Annotated in this window: 17 protein-coding genes; 7 read left to right on the top strand and 10 right to left on the bottom strand. The window is 58.8% G+C overall.

What is annotated here, in order from left to right; all coding sequences use genetic code 11:
• Positions 1 to 76 precede the first annotated feature (76 nt).
• The gene (tesB, locus tag K8I84_RS10810; RefSeq protein ID WP_223794769.1) at positions 77 to 937 is read left to right on the top strand and encodes an acyl-CoA thioesterase II; all 861 of its coding nucleotides are present in this window, start codon (positions 77 to 79) and stop codon (positions 935 to 937) included.
• A 3-nt stretch (positions 938 to 940) separates the two neighbouring features.
• Here tesB and K8I84_RS10805 read toward each other — a convergent pair whose 3' ends face one another.
• From K8I84_RS10805 to K8I84_RS10795, 3 genes are all read right to left on the bottom strand, one after another.
• Complete coding sequence (locus K8I84_RS10805; protein WP_223794768.1) at positions 941 to 3,490, bottom strand: EAL domain-containing protein; 2,550 nt, start codon at positions 3,488 to 3,490, stop codon at positions 941 to 943.
• Positions 3,491 to 3,585: 95 nt separating this feature from the next.
• On the bottom strand, positions 3,586 to 4,035 hold the full coding sequence (locus tag K8I84_RS10800) for a flavodoxin (RefSeq protein WP_223794767.1): 450 nt from the start codon (positions 4,033 to 4,035) through the stop codon (positions 3,586 to 3,588).
• 69 nt (positions 4,036 to 4,104) lie between these two features.
• The gene (locus K8I84_RS10795; protein ID WP_223794766.1) at positions 4,105 to 5,208 is read right to left on the bottom strand and encodes a GGDEF domain-containing protein; all 1,104 of its coding nucleotides are present in this window, start codon (positions 5,206 to 5,208) and stop codon (positions 4,105 to 4,107) included.
• Between the two features lie 198 nt (positions 5,209 to 5,406).
• Here K8I84_RS10795 and K8I84_RS10790 point away from each other — a divergent pair, with 198 nt between their 5' ends.
• Positions 5,407 to 6,972, top strand: a complete 1,566-nt coding sequence (locus K8I84_RS10790) for an inorganic phosphate transporter (protein WP_223794765.1) — start codon at positions 5,407 to 5,409, stop codon at positions 6,970 to 6,972.
• Between the two features lie 96 nt (positions 6,973 to 7,068).
• Entirely contained in the window at positions 7,069 to 7,335 is a 267-nt protein-coding gene (locus K8I84_RS10785) for a hypothetical protein (RefSeq protein WP_223794764.1), read from the top strand.
• Between the two features lie 35 nt (positions 7,336 to 7,370).
• On the opposite strand, the gene panP is transcribed toward K8I84_RS10785, so the two are convergent.
• The 4 genes from panP to K8I84_RS10765 all read right to left on the bottom strand — a co-directional run bounded on the left by panP (position 7,371) and on the right by K8I84_RS10765 (position 11,948).
• The gene (panP, locus tag K8I84_RS10780) at positions 7,371 to 9,047 is read right to left on the bottom strand and encodes a pyridoxal-dependent aspartate 1-decarboxylase PanP (RefSeq protein WP_223794763.1); all 1,677 of its coding nucleotides are present in this window, start codon (positions 9,045 to 9,047) and stop codon (positions 7,371 to 7,373) included.
• A gap of 190 nt (positions 9,048 to 9,237) precedes the next feature.
• Positions 9,238 to 9,576: a DUF503 domain-containing protein gene (locus K8I84_RS10775; protein WP_223794762.1), complete on the bottom strand. Its 339-nt coding sequence runs from the start codon at positions 9,574 to 9,576 to the stop codon at positions 9,238 to 9,240.
• A 28-nt stretch (positions 9,577 to 9,604) separates the two neighbouring features.
• Positions 9,605 to 11,305, bottom strand: a complete 1,701-nt coding sequence (locus K8I84_RS10770; RefSeq protein WP_411722673.1) for an isovaleryl-CoA dehydrogenase — start codon at positions 11,303 to 11,305, stop codon at positions 9,605 to 9,607.
• 10 nt (positions 11,306 to 11,315) lie between these two features.
• The gene (locus K8I84_RS10765) at positions 11,316 to 11,948 is read right to left on the bottom strand and encodes a TetR/AcrR family transcriptional regulator (protein ID WP_223794761.1); all 633 of its coding nucleotides are present in this window, start codon (positions 11,946 to 11,948) and stop codon (positions 11,316 to 11,318) included.
• 272 nt (positions 11,949 to 12,220) lie between these two features.
• On the opposite strand from K8I84_RS10765, the gene K8I84_RS10760 reads away from it, so the two are divergent.
• The 4 genes from K8I84_RS10760 (at position 12,221) to K8I84_RS10745 (ending at position 17,154) form a co-directional block, all read left to right on the top strand.
• On the top strand, positions 12,221 to 12,442 hold the full coding sequence (locus tag K8I84_RS10760; protein WP_223794760.1) for a hypothetical protein: 222 nt from the start codon (positions 12,221 to 12,223) through the stop codon (positions 12,440 to 12,442).
• A 198-nt stretch (positions 12,443 to 12,640) separates the two neighbouring features.
• A complete protein-coding gene (gene hemB / locus K8I84_RS10755) occupies positions 12,641 to 13,657 on the top strand; it encodes a porphobilinogen synthase (RefSeq protein ID WP_223794759.1) in 1,017 nt (338 codons plus the stop codon).
• A gap of 30 nt (positions 13,658 to 13,687) precedes the next feature.
• The gene (ppk1, locus tag K8I84_RS10750) at positions 13,688 to 15,859 is read left to right on the top strand and encodes a polyphosphate kinase 1 (protein ID WP_411722672.1); all 2,172 of its coding nucleotides are present in this window, start codon (positions 13,688 to 13,690) and stop codon (positions 15,857 to 15,859) included.
• 14 nt (positions 15,860 to 15,873) lie between these two features.
• Positions 15,874 to 17,154, top strand: coding sequence for a DUF945 family protein (locus K8I84_RS10745; protein WP_223794757.1), 1,281 nt, complete (start codon positions 15,874 to 15,876; stop codon positions 17,152 to 17,154).
• A gap of 24 nt (positions 17,155 to 17,178) precedes the next feature.
• Here the strand turns inward: K8I84_RS10745 and K8I84_RS10740 are convergent, their stop codons facing one another.
• The 3 genes from K8I84_RS10740 to K8I84_RS10730 all read right to left on the bottom strand — a co-directional run bounded on the left by K8I84_RS10740 (position 17,179) and on the right by K8I84_RS10730 (position 19,579).
• On the bottom strand, positions 17,179 to 17,427 hold the full coding sequence (locus tag K8I84_RS10740; protein WP_223794756.1) for a YfhL family 4Fe-4S dicluster ferredoxin: 249 nt from the start codon (positions 17,425 to 17,427) through the stop codon (positions 17,179 to 17,181).
• Positions 17,428 to 17,439: 12 nt separating this feature from the next.
• Positions 17,440 to 17,922: a pantetheine-phosphate adenylyltransferase gene (gene coaD / locus K8I84_RS10735; RefSeq protein WP_223794755.1), complete on the bottom strand. Its 483-nt coding sequence runs from the start codon at positions 17,920 to 17,922 to the stop codon at positions 17,440 to 17,442.
• 64 nt (positions 17,923 to 17,986) lie between these two features.
• The gene (locus tag K8I84_RS10730) at positions 17,987 to 19,579 is read right to left on the bottom strand and encodes a GMC family oxidoreductase (RefSeq protein ID WP_223794754.1); all 1,593 of its coding nucleotides are present in this window, start codon (positions 19,577 to 19,579) and stop codon (positions 17,987 to 17,989) included.
• Between the last annotated feature and the right edge of the window lie 17 nt (positions 19,580 to 19,596).

The raw sequence follows: 19,596 nt of genomic DNA, 5'->3' as shown, positions 1-19,596 counted from the left end.
ATGACGGACATTGCGAATTCTCCGTTCATGGGGTAGAAAAGTAATTCGTGTGCTAACGAATTAAGCGAGAGCGAAGATGCTAGAGGTGACGAAGAAACTGTTGGAGCTGCTGGACCTGTCGCCCATTGGTGATGATCATTTCCAGGGCGACAGCGAAGACCTGGGGTTTCCGAATGTGTTCGGCGGACAGGTGCTGGGTCAGGCCCTGATGGCCGCCAGTCGCACTGTCGAAGACCGTCTGTGCCATTCGCTGCATGCCTATTTCTTGCGTCCCGGCAACCACAGCATGCCTATTGATTACGAAGTACAGCGGGTCCGGGACGGGGGCAGTTTCACGGTTCGTCGGGTCATTGCCCGGCAGGGCGGCAAGGAAATCCTGACCGGTTCGATGTCGTTCCAGGTGGATGAACAGGGCCTGGAGCACCAGCTGGACATGCCGGAAACACCGGCGCCGGAAACCCTCAAGTCCGAGCAGGAGATGGGGCGACTGTTAGCGCCGAAGCTGCCGGAGCACATGCGGGAGACCGCCACCCGGGATCGCCCGATTGAAATTCGTCCGGTCAATCCGGTGGACCCGTTTAATCCTGAAAAACGCCCCCCCTACAAGCAGAGCTGGTTTCGCGCCCAGGGATCTCTGCCAGACGATCCGGTATTGCACCGTTGCCTGCTGACCTACGCATCGGATTTCCAGTTGCTGGGCACGTCTCTCAGGCCCCATGGCAAAACCTTTATGAGCCGGAACATGCAGGTGGCCAGCCTGGATCACGCCATCTGGTTCCACCGGGATTTTCGCATGGACGAATGGTTGCTGTACGACAAGGACAGCCCAAGCGCCTCGGCCGGTCGTGGGTTCAATCGGGGGAATTTCTTCAACCAGGACGGAGTGCTGGTAGCCTCCACGGTGCAGGAGGCGTTGATCCGTCAGCGTAGCGGCTGACAATCAACCCAGTTTCCGCTGCTGGCCGGAGTAGTGATCCAGCCAGTTAAGCGTGTTTTCAAAAGACAGTGGCGGTGCCACCAGGTAACCCTGGATGATGTCGCAGCCCATGTCTTTGAGCAGGCTGGCCGTCTCATCGTCCTCGACCCCCTCGGCAACCACCTGATATCCGAGGTCGTGACACATATTAATAGTGGTCTGCACGATCACGCGGTCTTCCGATTCGTTGATCAGGTCCGAAATCAGTGAGCGATCAATCTTGATTTCACTGGCCGGCAGCTGCTTGATGTACGACAGCGACGAATAACCCGAGCCGAAATCGTCGATCGACAACGGGTTGCCAAATGCCTCCAGCTGGCGGAGGGCGGCCAGGGAGTTGGTGGGATCCCGCATCATTGAAGTCTCGGTGATCTCGAGGGTGATCTGGCCCGGCTGATGCGCCTGCTCGTCCATCAATTGCTGGACGAACTGCGGGAAATCGGGTTCCAGTAAATTGTTAGGCGAGATGTTCACCGAGATTCCCAGCGGCCAGCCCTGTTCACTGAGCTTTTTGCACATGGCGAGTGACTCCTCCAGGGCCCAGCGGGTGAGCGGTTTGATCAGCCCGGTTTGCTCGGCGAGAATGATGATTTCATCGGGTCGGATAGTGGGTTGCTTGTCCGGCCAGCGAATCAGCGCTTCAAGCCCCACCACCTCGTTCGTGCTCAGGGACAGCTTGGGCTGGAGATGCAGTTCAAACTGTTGCTCCCCTAAGGCGTGGCGAAGTTCCGACACCATGGTCAGGCGGTCAGCGCTGAAGGAGTCGCGAGTGGGTTTGTAGTAAGCCATGCCTCGCTCCAGGGCCCGGTCGGAGCCTTCCGCGATGGCCGCACGGCGAATCAGGGTGCTGGCGTCTCGCCCATGATCCGGGAAGATGGCCACGCCCATGCGGGCATCCAGCGGTACCTGCATGCCAAGGTAGTCAACGGGCGTTCGCAGCTCTTCAAGTACCCGGACCACGTCATCCGGCGCGCCTTCAGCCACATCCGCATCCACCAGGAAAGCAAAGGTCTTCGGGTCGAGCGACGCCAGGAAGTGTGACTGATTTTCGGCCTGCTCAACGGCGATGACACCGGGAATGGTGCTGATGGTCCTGTTGAAATGACGGGACACCAGGGTCAGCAGTTCTTCGCTGTTGTTGTGGCCCAGGGTCTTGGTGATGGCATCCAGGTTATTCAGGTGAATCACCGTCACCCCGTGCCGGTGTCCCGGTTTCCGCAGCATCAGGTCGTTCAGGGCCATCTCGAAACAGGCCCGGTTGGGCAGGCCGGTGAGCGGGTTGTGCAGGGCATGCTCCATCAACCTGAGTTCAGCATCACGGCGGGCTGCCATGGCCCGGAGCTCAGCATCACGCGCCTCGATTTTGTCCTGACGTTCCTGCAGCAGCTTGATGGCCATTGCCATGGCCAGCAGGATGGCCTGCAGGGCCGAGCCAATCTGCATGGCATAGAGTGTGAGGAAGTTGTTGGGCAGAAAGCCCAGCTTGTTGGCAGCGGTGATCGCGCTGCCCAGCGTCAGCAGGCCCCAGGCCAGCGTGTAATAGACCCCCTGCCGGTTTCCTCGCAGCCACTGTTGGGGCCCGACTATGGTCAGCAGCAGGCTGCTGGGTATGGACAGACCAACCACCAGCTGAATCGCGATGCTGTAGTCCAGCATGAACGTAGCCACTGCGGCAGCGGCATTGATGCCAATGGCGGCATCAACGGTTTTCTCCAATGCCCGACTGGTAGCGCCAATATTCAGGTAGGCGCGGGCAAACCAGAGGGTAAACAGCAGGGCCGCCGGAATGCTGAGCAGCATGGCCTGATTCTGGATCATCGGGCTGTCGGGCCACAGGGCCTGGAAGGCAATGCCGTTGAGGGTTCCGATCAGCAGGAGATAGCCCATGGTGGAGAGCGAATACAGCAGGTGGACCCGCTCCCGGAGTGCGACAAAGACAAACAGGTTGAAAAAGATGACGGTGGTCAGGATGCCGTAGTAGATGGCATGCACCTGATCTTCAATGAACGCTTCTTCGAAGAAGGCCTTGTCGTTCCAGAACCTCAGGGGTACTTGGATGGCCCCGCTGGTGCGGATCTGAAGCAGAATCTCGTAGTCGGCCCGCTCGGTGCGCTCGAAAGGAAACAGGAAGTGGCGGTGCAGGATCGGGCGCTGGTCAAAGGGGAAACGGTCCCCGGCGGTGATCCGGTCAACCACCTTGCCGTCTGCCAGCAGGAAAAACCGAATCTGGTCCAGGTGCGCGTAGCTGATTTCGAGAAGGTTCAGTGACGACTCATCGGGCACAGGAAACCTGAGCCATACCGTTTCGTCGATATAGCCGAAGTTGGGGCTTCCACCCTGGAGGTGCTGCCAGTCTTCGGATGACAGCACATCCTCCAGCAGCAACTGAGCGTCTGCCGGTACCAGGAGCATGCGTGCCCGGTCTATTGAATTGCCAGCAGCTTGGCAGGGAAGGGCCAGCACCGAGAGCAACAGCAAGGCTGTCAGAATTCGCGGCCAGAAAATATCGGTCACCCATTTCCATGGTTTAGTTGGTTAAATTATCACCTGTCTGAACGGGCCACTCAATAGCTGTAAATCAAACAATGCTCGAATTTGGGGCGCTTGTATCAGATTTGTTCGGCCCAAGTTCTGGCCCAGGGGAGTGCCTCGGCTTCCGGCTCCATGGTTTCCAGAGCATCGATTTTCAGCGTGTCGCCCACTTTACGCGCGGCGGTTTCATACAGTGCTTCTTCCATCAGGTCGCCGGCCCCGCAAAAGGTGTCTCCATAGGAACTGTCGCCCAGCACAATCACGCCGAACGGGCGTCCCGGCTGTTGTGGCAGCTGATCCCTTAGTTCGACATAAAAAGGCAGCAGGTTCGCCGGCACTTCTCCCTGGCCGGTGGTCGAGGTGCAGACCAGTAATGCATCGTCATTGCTGGTGATATCGCTCAGCGCCGGATTTTCCAGCACCGTTACCTGATGGCCCTGGCTCTCGAGGTCTTTCTTGATTTCCCGGGCGGTGAGAAGTGCGCCGCCATAGACGCTGCCCACCAGAATTCGAATGGCTGTCGTCATTGTGTGTCCTGTCGTCTGGCTATGTCGAAAAGGTCTGGTGGCCGATCTTACTGGCGGGGCAGGGTGGTCTCAAGCATCGGCTGGTTCTGCCACTGGCTCGTCGCGGGTACGGACCCGGGGCGCGATGCGGTTACGACCGGATTCTTTGGCGTTGTAGAGGTTGGCGTCGGCTTGTCGGAGCAGTTCTTCCAGTGTGCCAGCCTTGGCAATGGTGCAGACGCCGGCACTGATGGTCACGGGCAGTTCCTTGCCCCGGAACTCGAAGGGGTAACTGGCTACCTCCGATCGCAAACGCTCCGCCAGTGACAGGGCCTGGAGGAGGGAGGTGTCCGGCAGGAGAATCAGGAATTCTTCGCCGCCCCAGCGGGCGATCACATCGGTCTGGCGAACGATAGACTGGGCGAGGGTGGCGAATTGTTTCAGTACGTCGTCGCCAGCGTCGTGGCCGGCACTGTCGTTGATGTTCTTGAACAGGTCCAGGTCGAGCAGGGCAATGGAGAAGTGGTGGCCTGCACGCTGGTAGCGGGAGAACTCCATCTGCAGTCGGCTTTGCATATCTCGCCGGTTGGGCAAGCGTGTCAGTTCGTCGGTACGGGCGGCCTTTTCCAGACTGTCGGCCTGTTTTACCAATTCGTTGCGGGCCTTGAGGCGGCTGGCCTCTAGGATGTAACAAAACATGGACTCGAAAATCAGGGTGGAGAAGAACCGGATCTTGAAATCGGTGTGGTACTCGGCGGTGACAAAAGGCAGTTCCGGAAAGGAAAAGACAATGAACGCGATCACCGTGCATAACACCAGTACCACGGTGCCAACCCGAAGGGAGGTGACATAAAACAGCAGCGGCGGAAACGCGTACAGCCAAAGTGGGCCGGTATTGCTTTCGCCACCGGTAGCAACCAGGTAGGCGAACAGGATGCTGACAATGAGCAGCAGGCTAAACTTCTGAAAGGCCAGATTTCCGGTTCGGGCAAAATAGGCCATGTTGATGCTGAGGGCGATGGCGAAAGACCAGAGTACCCATGCGTGAACCATGTGGTCACTGGCCCAGGATTTTGCACCGATTCCAATCAGGAACGCCGTTGCCATGACGGACAGCCACGTCAGCACACGGGAGACCTGGGCTTCCTCATGTTCTCCGGCGTATCTGTGGTCGATCGGGAGCAATTCCGACATGGACGTTCCAGCTTCTTATTTTGACGCAATTTGGCTCGATTATGGGTCAAATTGTCCAGAATTTATATCCATGAATGTGACATGTTTGGTTGTAAGGGATACTACGACAGCCGTTTCATTTTTATGTCAAAGGTCCTATAGTTCGCGGCGCGTTGTGTTTATTGATTTGTTCACCCGATCAACAAGAGATTTTCCGCCATGGCCCGTTCCTCCGCAGGATTCGTCGATACACTGCTGACCAGTCCCACCACCGAACGTTACCGTGTGGGTATCAGTCTTCTGTTCCTACTGGGTATCTGGCTGGTGGTAGGCGCCATCAGCAAAGATCTGCCCAATAGCATGTTGTTGATGGCTGCGGCCGTTATCGGCGGCTATATGGCCATCAACATCGGTGCCAACGATGTGGCCAACAACGTTGGCCCGGCGGTGGGCTCTGGCGCACTGTCGCTGGGCGCGGCGGTGATCATTGCGGCTATTTTCGAAGCCTCCGGGGCCTTGATCGCCGGTGGTGATGTGGTGTCGACCATCAAAGGTGGCATCATCGATCCGTCTACCCTTGGACAGGGACAGGCCTTTGTCTGGGTAATGACCGCCGCGTTGCTGGCGGGCGCCCTGTGGCTCAATCTGGCTACCTGGATGGGCGCGCCGGTCTCCACCACCCACTCCATTGTTGGCGGTGTGCTGGGTGCCGGTATTGCCGCGGGTGGCTGGGCGATCGCCGACTGGGGTGTGATGGGCAAGATTGCCGCCAGCTGGGTGATTTCCCCGGTTCTGGGCGGTGCTCTGGCAGCGCTGTTCCTGTTCCTGATCAAGAAGACCGTTCTGTACCGGAAGGACGTGGTACCGGCGGCAAGAACGTTTGTTCCCTTGCTGGTTGCGATCATGGCCTGGGCGTTTGGCACCTACCTGATGGTGAAAGGCGTCAAGAAAGTGGTGAAGGTGGACTTTTATGAGGCAGCCCTGGTTGGCCTCGTGGCGGCAGGTATTGTCTACTTCCTGGTTCGCAAGCTGGTGAACCGCAAGGCCGCCACCATGGAAAATAGTTCCGCCGGTGTGAATACCCTGTTCACCTGGCCGCTGATCTTTGCCGCGGCCCTGCTGAGTTTTGCCCACGGTGCCAACGACGTGGCCAACGCCATCGGCCCCCTGGCGGCCATCAATGACGCACTGTCGTCCGGTGGTGTGGTGACCAAGGCGTCGATTCCTCTGTGGGTTATGATGGTGGGTGCTCTGGGTATCGCTGTCGGCCTCACGCTGTTTGGTCCCCGGTTGATCAAAACCGTGGGTAGCGAAATTACCGAGTTGGACAAGACCCGGGCCTTCTGTGTCGCCCTGTCTGCCGCGCTGACCGTCATTTTGGCCTCCCAGCTGGGTCTGCCGGTCAGTTCCACCCACATTGCCATCGGTGGCGTGTTCGGTGTGGGCTTCCTGCGCGAATACCTGAAGTCCAATTATGCCTCCAAGCTGCACAAGATCATGGAGCAGCACGACGAGGAAGAACAGAAGCGCCTGAAGCCGTTCCTCGATAACTTCCGCGACGCGTCCGTTGAGGAAATGGAGGACTTGCTGAAGCAGGCCCGCAAACAGAAGAAGCAGGTGCCGCTGGCCAAGTCCGAGCGCCGTCGCCTGAAGAAGATCTACCGGGAAGAGCTGGTCAAGCGTTCCCACCTGATGAAAATCGCTGCCGCCTGGATCATTACCGTGCCGGCGTCTGCCCTCATGGCGGCTCTTCTGTTCTTCACCCTGCGGGGCATGTTGATCTAAGTCGGGGCTGGTGGAGGCCCGCCGGTTTGGGTCATACTTGCTGAAAAACGGGGGCGGAATTGCCCCCGGTTACGACCGTATTCGTGGAGTGAAGTAATGAGTACATCTGTTGAAAGCCGCCAGGCCCGGATGATTGATGAACTTCGAGTGTTCATCAAGAAAGTGTTGAGTGAGCCGACGATCGCCGTGAAGTCCATGGAAATCGCCCGCAAGTATCGCTCGGAACCCAACGCCAACGAATTGATTGCGCAGGAAATCAGCGCCAACACCAACATTCGTATTCCTGAGCAGTGGAGTGAAGCTGACCGGATGTTCCTCGATATCATTCACGAGGTTCTGGAAGACGAAGAGGCGCTTTACTAAGCGCGACGGCACCCTGCGCTAATCCCCGCGTGGGGTCACGCCAGCCGGGCGTCCGGCTGGTGTTTCTTGAGTACTTCCCGGGCCGTTTTCTGCAACAAGCCCATCTCTTCCTGAATGCCTGGCTCTTCAGCCAGTCCTCTCTGCTCCTCGAGTATCTCGCCCAGGATTTCCCTTGTGGTCAGCGGGTTCGCCAGCACCACCCGGAAGACAATGCAGGGGAAGTGATAGTAACGGGCCGGTTCCAGCCGGGTTCGTGAGACAAACGCCTTGCCCCGTTCCCGCTGGGTTTTCTGGAGAAACTTGGTGATCCGGTTCAGGGAGGCATTGAGCTTTTCAGCCTGCAGCGGATCGGCGACCGCTAGCGCCTGCTGGACGTTCTCCGGGCAATACCGATAGGTCATAATGTTCAGCTCGGGGCGGGTAACCAGCTCAAAGTCGGCATCCGCCTCGATCAGCCCGGCAAAGGTCCTGGCCTTGTCGATACCCTGGTCAATCAGGATCTCATAGCCCTCCCGGCCCAGGATCTTCAGGCCGGAATGGATCAGCATCGACATGCCCGGCCGCGAACCTTCCAGGGTATTGCTGCCAAGATCCCGCGAACCTTTCCGGATGATGTACTGGGCGTGATGTTCCACCGCGCTGGCCAGGCTCGGATCCCGGAACACCACCAGGCCCACGCCCATGGGCACGTAGAGTTGCTTGTGGGCATCGAAGGTCACGGAATCGGCTTTTTCGATGCCCCGCAGCAGCGCCTTGTAACGGCGGGAGAACAGTGTGGGGCCACCCCAGGCCGCGTCCACGTGGAAGTGGGCTCCGAATTCCCGGGCCACGTCCGCCATGGCCTCCAGGGGGTCCACGTTGCCGGTCTCGGTGGTCCCGGCAATGCCGCAAATGGCCATTACCTTGATCTTCTGGCGCTGCAGCTCCAGACACTTGTCCCGGAGCGCATCGATCTCGATGCGGTTCTCATCATCGGTATCCACCGCGATCAGGGATTCGCGGCCCAGTCCCAGCACATCCGCGGCCTTCCTCAGTGAGTAGTGTCCACGGCGAGATACCACAATGGCCGCGCCTTCGTAGCCGTAATACTTGAGGGCCCGGAACAGCCCTTCCTGATGCAGGCCCCGGAAGCTGCCCTCGGCGGGGAAGGCATGGTTTCGGGCCACCCACAGGGCGGTCAGGTTGGCGATAGTGCCGCCGGAGCACATGGCGCCCAGAGCGTACTGGGGGTTGTGCATCCACTTCTGGTAGAACGAGCCGTCCTGTTCGTACACCAGCTGATGAATCATCCCGAGCACCTGGCGCTCCATGGGCGTAAACGCCTTGGAGGTTTCGGTTTTCACCAGATTCTGGTTCAGGGCGATCATGATCTTTGACAGCGGCAGCATGAAATAGGGCAGTGCGGATGTCATGTGGCCGATGAACGCCGGGGAGGCCGTATGAACCGAGTTTGCCACCAGTTTGTCGAGCAGGAACTGGGCCTGCTCCGACACGAACACCGGCTTCTCGGGGATTATGGGATCGGCAAAGTCCTTCTCAACCTCAGCCAGATCCCGTTCAATCGCGACAATGTGCTCCTGCAAAAAGCCTGCAAGGTTCTGGGAGATATTCTGGTCAATCCGGCTGAGTGTAGAGTCGGGTGCCTCGGGCACCGTGAACACACGGTACATGGCCTCCACGGAAGCCTGGGCGGATTTTTTCTTTCCGGTCATAGGTGGCACGCGTGGTCAGTGTTGCTTCGCCGGGCGGATGTCCGATGCCCGCGGGAGATGCCGGGCTCGATTCCCGGCGCAGAGTTCTCAGAGGCCCGAAAAAGTGCAGGCACAGCGGCGTTCCTGAAGCTTCTCAGTATACGTTTTGATCACCGGCTTCGCTACAGGTCGGACCGGGGCTGGACGGGGCTCAGAGAATCTCCCGGTGGATGTCGAGTATGGCCGCATCCACCCGGTCGGCGATGGCCTTTTCGACCTGGTCCAGGCGCTGGGTGATCAGTTGGGAGGAGGTGCCCAGGGCCGCGATGGTCCAGGTGGCACAGTCCAGGGAATCCTGGTCCGCCGTTTCGGACACCGCCAGATCCGGCTCCTTGCCCCATACCGCCCGGAGTGCAGTGAAGACCTTGCGCTTGGCTTTGAGATCCTCGCAGCCATAGAGCTGGAAATGCAGGGTAAGAACGCCCACGTGGGGCGTGATGACCGGCTTGGCCGTTGGCTGGTTCAGGAGTTTTCTCAGGGCTTCAGACATAGTGCTTCACACTTACCGCGTCAAAGTTTCAATCTACTACAGGTGTCGCCCGTTTGAGAATGGCTTTGGCGTCGGTGTCAGCCGGTAGGTTGCCAAAGTTCAGCCCACCGTGTGGGGTGAGGCGGGTGGCACAGAAGGCGTCGGCCACTGCCTGATCGGAGTGCTGAAGCAGCAGTGCCGCCTGAAGGGCCAGCGCCATGCGGTCCACCAGATTGCGGGCCCGGTATTCGGCGTCGCTCAGATCGCCGGTATCCTTTTGCAGATGATCGAGGAAGCGGTCGAATCGGGCGTCCGCGCCCCGGGCCAGTGATACCTCACTCAGGAAGGCGTCGAGGGTTTCCGGCGCCTTGTGCATGGCTCGCAGGGTGTCGAGGCACTGGATGTTGCCACTGCCTTCCCAGATGGCATTAACCGGTGATTCCCGGAACAGCCGGGGCATGATGGAGTCCTCCATCACGCCATTGCCGCCGATGCATTCCATGGCTTCATAGGCGAGATTGGGCGAGCGCTTGCAGATCCAGTACTTGCCAACCGGGGTCGCGAGTCGTGTCAGCAGTCGTTCGTGTTCCTGGTCCTGGTGATCCAGCGCACGGGCCATACGCATGGTGAAGGCCAGCGCAGCTTCGCTTTCTATGGCCAGATCTGCGAGTACGTTCTGCATCAGTGGCTGGTCCGCCAGTTTGTGGCCAAAGGCACTGCGATGACGGGCGTGGTGGCTGGCCTGGGCGATCGCTTGCCGCATGCCGGCGGCACTGCCGATCATACAATCGAAGCGAGTCAGGGCGACCATCTCGATGATGGTGGGGACGCCACGGCCTTCTTCACCAACCATCCATGCCAGAGCCCCACGCAGCTCGGCTTCACCAGAAGCGTTGGCGACGTTGCCCATTTTGTCTTTCAAACGCTGCAGTTGGCAGGGATTCTTGCTGCCATCCGGACGCCAGCGCGGCATCAGGAAGCAGGACAATCCACCCCGGGATTGCGCCAACACCAGGAAAGCGTCGCACATAGGTGCTGACATGAACCACTTGTGACCGACCAGTTCATAGGCTTCGCCCGGGCCTTCCTTACCGATGGCAAAAGCTTTGGTGGTGTTGGCGCGCACATCACTGCCGCCCTGTTTTTCGGTCATCGCCATGCCGATGGTCACGGCATCTTTCTGGCTGTCCGGTTTGTTGGCAGGATCGTACCGATTTGCCAGAATCCTGGTTTCCCATACCTGGGCCAGCGAAGCCTGGTGGCGGATGGTGGGGATGGCCGCGAAGGTCATGGTAATCGGGCAGCAGTGAGCCGCCTCGACCTGCGAATGCATGTAGTACTTGGCCGCTCGGGCAACGTGCGCGCCGTTTCCGCTCCGGGTCCAAGGGCTGCTGTGAAGCCCGTGTTCCAGGCCTGTGCGCATCAGGTCGTGGTAGGACGGGTGAAACTCGACGGCATCGATGCGATGGCCAAAGCGGTCATGGCTGTGGAAAACCGGTTTGAAACGGTTGGCCTCGAAACCCCGATGGATCATCTCAGCGGTCCCGGTCAGCGCTCCGTATCGGTTCAGCTCCTCCCGGGCCCAGTTGGCCCCTTCGCGAGAGGCGGCCTCGCGCAGTGCGGTGTCTTGCTCGAACAGGTTGTAGTCTTGCAGCACCGGTGGCTGGTTGATGACCTCGTGGGTCGTCGCCAGACAGCGGTCCGTACCGGTGGTGAAGGTGTCATAGTCAGACCGCTGAGCGTCCATCATGTGCCTCGTTTTAGTTCCGTGCGCCCGTTAACCCCTGCATGCAAAAGCGAATGATGGAGTTAACCAGCCTGTCTTTGTCTTCCGCTGCAATGGAGACGTTACCGTCTGCTTGCGCCGGGGATAATGGTCCGACCAGGCTTTCCGCGATGGCGCCCACCAGGCAGGTACTGCTCTGGCTGGCGTCCTGGTCGGGAATGCACTGGTTCTGAATGCCTTCCCGGATCGCTCCTTCGAACAAGGCTGCGTACGCCCTTCGGTACTTCAGTCGTTCCTCTTCCACTTTCGGGTCTACGGGTTCTGCGATCAGCGACCAGGCCATGACCGGGCCACGAATGGCCCGCTCGGCAAACTGGCGAAGGGCATGCTCAAGACGCGCAGTTACATCGCCTTCAGTTGCCAGTGCTTCCGCTACCTTGTCCACTTCACGTTGAGTCGCGAGGCGAAAGACTTCGGCGAACAGGTCTTCTCTGGACTCGAAATGCCGGTAAATGGTTCCCGTTGCAACGTCTGCCAGAGCCGCGATCCGAGTGATTCGTGCACTTCGGAATCCACCGTCTGAGACGCAGGCGTAGGTGCAGTCAACAATTTTTTGTCGCGCCATCGCCTTGCGCTGGCGCATCTTCTCAGTTTCCCGGTAGGCCATGGGGCTCCCTTGGAAATAGTGAATCAATATTCATTCTTTGTGTCAACGTCCGACTGCCTATTATCTCCGGATTTGGTGCCTAAAAAAATCAACAGGTTGTAATTGCTGTTAAAACCTAACAAAAAATTAATTAACGGTGGATGGCGCGGCCCAAAAAACCGGATTATAAAGTCGCCAAGGTGATGCCAAAGGGCGCGTCGCCGAGACTGAGTGTAGCCCTCTCTGGAGCGGGCGGCACTCCAACGACTGTTTTCGTTGATGGAGAGAGGTTCATGAGCGAATTCGACGAAAGCAACCTGGAGCAATCCGGGAGCTGGAGCGGTGACAATGACGGCGGCCATTCCCTCGCCAGTCGGGCCAGGGTCCGCGCCCAATTAGAAGCAGATATCGAGGCGTTCCTCAGTGGCGGTGGTCGGATTCAGGAAGTGGACACCACGCTTCGTTCTGATACGCCTCGCAAGGTCGGTGTCGGATTCAATAATCGCTCACTGTAAGCCTTGTCTTTTCAGGCCGGGCAGAACTGTCCGGCCGGTTTATGATTGTGTTCGCCGCACATTTCTTTACCGATTCCATCCGGTAATACGCTCGTCATACCCATCCCCCAGAGTCTCCTGTCAGCCTGCAACAACGGGCTGTGGCGGTGTATGATGGTGGCAGATTTACTCACCCGTTATCACTCCAGGAGGTTATCTGTGCCCCGTTCGACGCCCCGTGTTTTCCCGGCAACCCGACTTCGCCGTAATCGGGCCAGCGATTTTTCCCGTCGTCTGGTGCGGGAACATCAACTGACTCCGGACCACCTGGTCTATCCGGTGTTTGTTCTTGAAGGCGAGCAACAGCGAGAGGCGGTGCCCTCCATGCCCGGGGTTGAGCGCCTGAGCATCGATCTGCTGGTGGAGCTGGCCGGCGAGCTGGTGGCGCTGGGAATTCCAGCCGTGGCCCTGTTCCCCGTAGTCTCCGCCGAACAGAAAAGCTTGTCGGGTTCCGAAGCCTGGAACCCGGATGGGCTGGCCCAGCGGGCGGTGCGAGCCCTGAAACAGGCGCAGCCCGAGTTGGGAGTGATCACCGATGTCGCGCTGGATCCGTTTACCACCCACGGTCAGGACGGCATCATCGATCATGACGGGTATGTGCTCAATGATGTGACCGTTGAAGCACTGGTCAAACAGGCGGTGTCCCATGCGGATGCCGGTGCCGACGTGGTTGCACCCTCGGACATGATGGATGGTCGGGTGGCGGCCATTCGCGAAGCACTGGAGTCTGCGGGCCACGTGAATACCCGCATACTCGCCTATTCTGCCAAGTATGCCTCGAGTTATTACGGTCCATTCCGCGATGCGGTGGGATCTGCCGGCAACATCGGCAAGGGCAACAAGTTTTCCTACCAGATGGACCCGGCGAACTCGGACGAAGCCATTCACGAGGTGGCCATGGATCTGTCTGAAGGGGCGGATATGGTGATGATCAAGCCCGGCATGCCGTATCTGGATATTGTGCACCGGGTTAAAACGGAGCTGCAGGCGCCGACGTTTGTCTATCAGGTCAGCGGCGAATACGCCATGCACATGGCTGCGGCACAAAATGGTTGGCTGGACGGCGATGCCGTGATGATGGAGAGCCTGATGGCCATGCGGCGGGCAGGTGCGGACGCCATTCTGACCTACTTTGCGGTTCGGGCTGCTCGCCTGATGCGCGATCAGCGCCGTTAAGATTCTGGAGTGCCTGGCTCAGGCCAAAGCATGGGCGCAGTGAAAAAGGATGTAACTATGGCAACGGAAATCACGCAAGACCCGGGCGCGGAAGCCGGCACGGGGGTGGTCGCCGGGGCGGAGTCCGAGGACTCTGAACTCAACGTCATTGATCTGGACGCCAGCGAAAACTATTTCAACCGGGAAATCAGCCTGCTGCAATTCAATTACCGGGTACTCAAGCAGGCGCTGGATACCACGCATCCGCTGATCAACCGGCTGATTTTTTGCTGCATCTTCAGCAGCAATATGGACGAGTTTTTTGAGATCCGTGTTGCCGGGCTGCGTCAGCAGATGAAGTATGGCCGGGAAACCGTCGGGATGGATGGCCTGATGCCGGAACAGGCGCTGGCGGAGATCAGCCGCGTGGCCCACGAGTACATTCAGGAGCAGTACGAGATCCTGAACAATGTACTGATCCCTGAAATGGAGAAAGAAGACATCCATTTCGTCCGCCGGCGCGAATGGACGCCTGCCCAGGCCGAATGGGTGCGCAATTACTTTGAAGATGAAATCCTGCCGGTGGTCAGCCCCATTGGGCTGGACCCCTCTCACCCGTTTCCACGGCTGGTGAACAAGAGCCTGAACTTTATTGTCGAGCTGGACGGCAAGGACGCCTTTGGCCGGGAAACCGGCCTGGCCATTGTACCTGCACCCCGTTCCCTGCCGCGGCTGGTGCGCCTGCCAGATGAAGTATGCACTGGCGGTGAGAACCTGGTGTTTCTGTCGTCGATGATTCACGCCCATGCCGATGAGCTGTTCCCGGGCATGGAGGTCAAGGGCTGTTATCAGTTCCGCCTGACGCGGAATGCCGACCTGGAGCTGGAGGATGATCTCGAAGACCTCGCCTCCGCCCTGCGCGGCGAGTTGCTCAGTCGTCGTTTTGGCGATGGTGTCCGGCTGGAAGTTGCGGATAACTGTCCGGAGGAACTGACCCAGTTCCTGCTCACCGAGTTCGGCTTGACCGAGCGGGATCTGTACCGGGTGCATGGGCCGGTGAACCTGACCCGCCTGATGGCGGTGAGTGGACTCGTGGATCGCCCGGATCTGAACTATTCCGCGTTCTCCCCGAGCATTCCGAAACAGATTCGCAGCAAAGATTCGATGTTCGACAGCATCAGCAAGCGCCCTATTCTGTTGCTGCACCCGTTCGAGAACTTCAGCCCGGTGGTGGATCTTCTCCGCCAGGCGGCCAAAGACCCGCACGTGCTGGCGATCCGGCAGACCTTGTATCGGACCGGCGTCGATTCTGAAATCGTCGCCGCCCTGGCCGATGCAGCCCAGCGGGGCAAGGAAGTAACCGCGGTGATCGAGTTGCGGGCCCGCTTCAGTGAAGCGGAGAACCTGGAGCTCGCCTCGAGGTTGCAGGAAGCCGGCGTCATCGTGGTCTATGGGGTAGTGGGTTACAAAACCCACTCGAAGATGATTCTCGTGGTACGAAGGGAAGAGGGCCGTTTGCGTCGGTATGTGCATCTGGGAACCGGCAACTACCATGCTGGTAACGCGCGGTTGTATACCGATTACAGCTACATGACCTGCGATGAATCCATCGGTGATGACGTGAACAAGCTGTTCCAACAGCTCACCGGTATGGGCAAGGCGCTGAAAATCAAGAAGCTTTTCCACGCGCCATTCACCTTGCATTCGCGTTTGCTGGAACTGATCGAGCGCGAGGCCGCCCTGGGCGAAAAAGGTCGTCTGGTCTTCAAGTTCAACTCCCTGACCGAACCCCAGCTGATCAAAGCCCTGTACCGGGCCTCCCAGGCTGGAGTCCAAATTGACCTGATCATTCGCGGTATCTGCTGTTTGCGGCCCGGCGTGCCCGGGTTGTCGGAGAACATCCGGGTGCGCTCCATCATTGGCCGGTTCCTGGAACACACCCGGGTGTATTACTTTGGCAACAGCGGTCGCCCGCAGGTGTATTGCTCCAGTGCTGATGGCATGGAACGAAACCTTCTCAGCCGGGTTGAGGTGGCATTCCCGATAGAGGATCCGGATCTGGTCGCAAGGCTGCGGGAGGATCTGGATACCTACCTGGCGGATAACTGCCAGTCCTGGGAGCTGCAACCGGATGGTCAGTATGTCCAGAACCAGCCAGCCGAAGAGGAAGATCGGTTCGCCTCCCAGCTGGTGCTGCTGGAGCGCCTGGCGGGCAAACCGTGATACGGAGATTCGCTGTGAAAAAATCATGGATGATTGCTGGTGCCGTTACCCTCGCGGTGACAGGCGCCTTGCCCTGGGTGGTGGGCTATGTCACTGAAATCCAGTGGCAGCAAGCCACTGAGGAGATGAATCGGGCACAGCCATTTTTACAGATGGAAACGGCCGATTATCGCCGGGGTGTGCTGGGTTCGGATGTCGAAGGCGTTCTGGTGTTTTCCAACCCGGAGACCGGTGAATCCCATCGCTGGCACTACCATGCCCGGGTGAGTCATGGGGTAGTCGGAAGCCTGTTGTCGTTTGAGCCCGAGGGTGGCTGGTCACCTGCTGGAACTGACTGGTTTCCGGAGGCGGAGCCAAAGCTGACGCTGGAAACTCGCCTGTGGGGCAAGGCTACGCTGGAGCTGGAGGCGCCGCTGATGACCATCAGTGATGCCAGTACCGGCGAGTCATTGACGACAAGCGGAGGTCTCGCACGATTGGAACTGGCCGGTGCCGGGGCCAGGTCGCGGGCGCTGATGGTTTGGCCGTCCGTCAGCCTGTCGGGTCCCGAGCTGGATATCCGGCTTGCTGACCTGCACATGGAGCAGGACATGGAGCACCTGGCCGGTGATGTATGGACCGGTCAGATGGATTTTTCGGTTGGTTCCGTTGAGATGGCTCAACCGGGCCTGCCTGCTACCCGGTTACAGGGCCTGCGCATGAACACTCAGGCAGAGGCGCAGCACAACGATACTCGTCTGAGTTCGTCAGTTGCCCTGAATGTGGATGAGGTTATTCAGGGTGACCAGTCGTACGGCCCTCACCAGCTTGGCTTGTCACTGAATAATCTGGATATCGCCAGCTGGAATGCCTTTCTGGACGCCTTTTCCAGTATGCAGGCTCTGCATGCCGACGGAAGCTTGGCGGCTCAGGAGCAGGGGCATGCGGTTATGGATCAGGTGAGCTCTTCATTGCGGGATGTTGCAGCAGCGGGTTTTTCGCTAGCTATGCCGGAGCTGATGGTAACGACCCCGGAGGGTGAGATCACCGGGCACGCAGAAATCCGCCACCCGGAACTCTCCGGGGAGCAGAAGGCCGGAATGCTGCTGGTCATGCAGCAGCTGACCGGGGATTTCGGGCTGAGTCTGCCACGGGCGTTGATCGACAATTATCCGGATCTGCGGCTACAGATGGCGCCCTTGATCAAAGAGGGCCTGCTGGTGTCCGAAGGTGACCGGCTGGTGATGAACGGGAAGATGGAAGATCTGGTTCTGGATGTTAACGGGACGGAGTTTCCGCTGCCGCCCCTGCTGTAAGTCAGCGTCCCCTGAGAGCGACCTTTACTGGCCGGTCAGCTGGTGGTATTTCTCCATCAGCTCTTCCTGGGTTTCCTTGTGGTTCGGATCCAGGGGGATGCAGTCCACCGGACACACCAACTGGCATTGGGGTTCATCGTAGTGCCCCACGCACTCGGTGCACTTGTTCGGATCAATCACGTAAATCTCTTCGCCCGCTGAAATCGCTTCATTCGGGCATTCAGGCTCACAGACGTCGCAGTTGATGCATTCGTCAGTAATGATCAGGGCCATCTGCTGGATACCTCAGGACTGGTTAAACTTCTTTTTCATGGCTGCTTCAACGGCCGGATCGACAAACTCCGATATCTCTCCGCCCAGTGATGCGATCTCACGAATGAGTGTCGACGAAATGTAGGACAGGTGATTGGCCGGGGTCAGGAACACACTCTCTACCTCTGGAGCCAGGCGCCTGTTCATATCGGCCAGCTGGAATTCGAACTCGAAGTCCGACACCGCGCGCAGGCCCCGCAGGATCACCGTGGCGCCCTGTTGCCGAACAAAGTCCGCGAGCAGGTTGCTGAATCCGGTGACGGTGACATTGGGTAGATGGGCGGTTGCCAGTCGTACCAGTTCGCAGCGTTCCTCAAGATCGAGCAGTGGCTGTTTGTTCGGATTGTAGGCAACGGCAACCACAATTTCGTCGAACATGCGTCCGGCACGTTCAATCAGATCTGTATGACCGTTGGTAATTGGGTCAAAGGTGCCCGGGTAGATGACTTTCCGCATTCATCGCTCCTCTCGTCGGGCTGTATAGGATACCAGTTTGCCCGATTTCCCAAAACGGTGAAGATCATCCGGTGAGTTTACTTGCCAGTCGGCTGCTGTTCCTTGCTGCCAAAGCATACACCGACAGCTGGGGGTTTGCGCCAATGCTGGTGGGGAAAATCGAGGCATCGTGCACGCTCAGGTTGCTGACGTGATGATGCTCGCCAAAGCTGCTGACCACGGAATTCTCGGGATGCCGCCCCATACCACAACCGCCCATTTGATGAGCGGTGAACAGCCGGACGCGGTGAGCTTCCATAGGCAGTTTGTCGAGAGCGGCACTGGCCTCGGCCCAACTGCTGTACCAGTCGGAATCCATGTGTACGAAACTCACTTTTCTGGCACCGGCAGCAAACTGAAGCTCCGCCATAATGCCAAACGCCTTGCGCAGGCCGGTCCACAGATAGTCGGAGATCGGATAATCCAGAACCGGGCTGCCATCACCCCGAAGGCTCACGTTGCCGCCAGGGCTGTCTGGATGGAATCCGTCCCGCACCAGAGCAAGGGTCGACTGGGTCCACGGCAGGTTGGTCATGGCATCGATTTGTTTCTGGCCATGGTGAGGGATCACGCCCGCAGACATGGCGGGATGCAGGGGAGGTACTTCTAACTTGAAGCCTGCCGGCCCATCGACACCTTCCTTGAAGTTGAACTCATCGGAATAGATGGATTGAGGCGCGCCATAATACGGCTCAACCTTCTCGGGCATGATTGCCGTGGTGGCATTCACCGGGTGCAGGAAGGAGCGCTTGCCGATTCGGTTGAAGGGGTCGGGAATGTCCGATCGCAACAGCAATCCGGGCGAGCCGATGGCACTGGCGGCCACAACAAAGTGCCTGGCTTTCAGTGTGACGGTTACTCCCGAGGGTGATACCCCGTCAGCACTCATGGCACTGGCCAGCAGGTGGTCAATGCGATCCTGGTTCATGACCAGCCGATCCGCCCGCAGGCGGTGAATCAGGGTGGTGTCATTCGCCAGAGCACCCGGGATGGTGGTGGTCAGGGCGCCCTGTTTCGCGTTGGTTGGGCAGCCAACGCCACAGTAACCCAGGTTCCAGCAGCCTTTTACGTTGCGGGGGATGATTTGCCAGGCGTAGCCGAGCTGTTCACAGCCTTGCCGCAGGACATCGTTGTTGGTGTTCGGATCAACCGCCCAGGGTTCGATGTTGTGGCGTTGCTCTCGGCCATCAAACCAGGGCGCCATCGCGTCCGGGGTGAGGTCGCCCATGCCCAGCTGGTTGGCCCAGTAATTCAGCGTTTCGTCCGGGGTGCGAAAGCTGGACGTCCAGTTCACGGTGGTGGAACCTCCGACGCAGCGGCCCTGGAGTATCGCGATGGCTCCATCCTGTGTTACCCGGCTCATGCCATCCTGGTACAGGCTGGCGTAGGCCGTTAATTCGTTCATTTTGAAGTCTTTCTGGTGGTACAGCCCGCCTTCTTCCACAAGGATCACTGACAGTCCGGCCCGCGCCAGGATTTCTGCGCTGGTCCCACCGCCGGCGCCGGTGCCGATGACCACCACATCGGCCTCAATGGTCTGATTCTCCGTAAGCGAGGCGCCGTCCGTGACTTTCCAGCCTAACTCCAGGCCTTCGGTGAAAGGATCATTTACTGACATGATGACTCCATTACTTC

The sequence above is a fragment of the Marinobacter sp. F4216 genome, from assembly GCF_019931195.1.
In the GTDB taxonomy this organism is placed as follows: domain Bacteria; phylum Pseudomonadota; class Gammaproteobacteria; order Pseudomonadales; family Oleiphilaceae; genus Marinobacter; species Marinobacter suaedae.
Note: the sequence above shows the minus strand (reverse complement) of the source record. Positions and strands in the feature narration are given on the sequence as shown.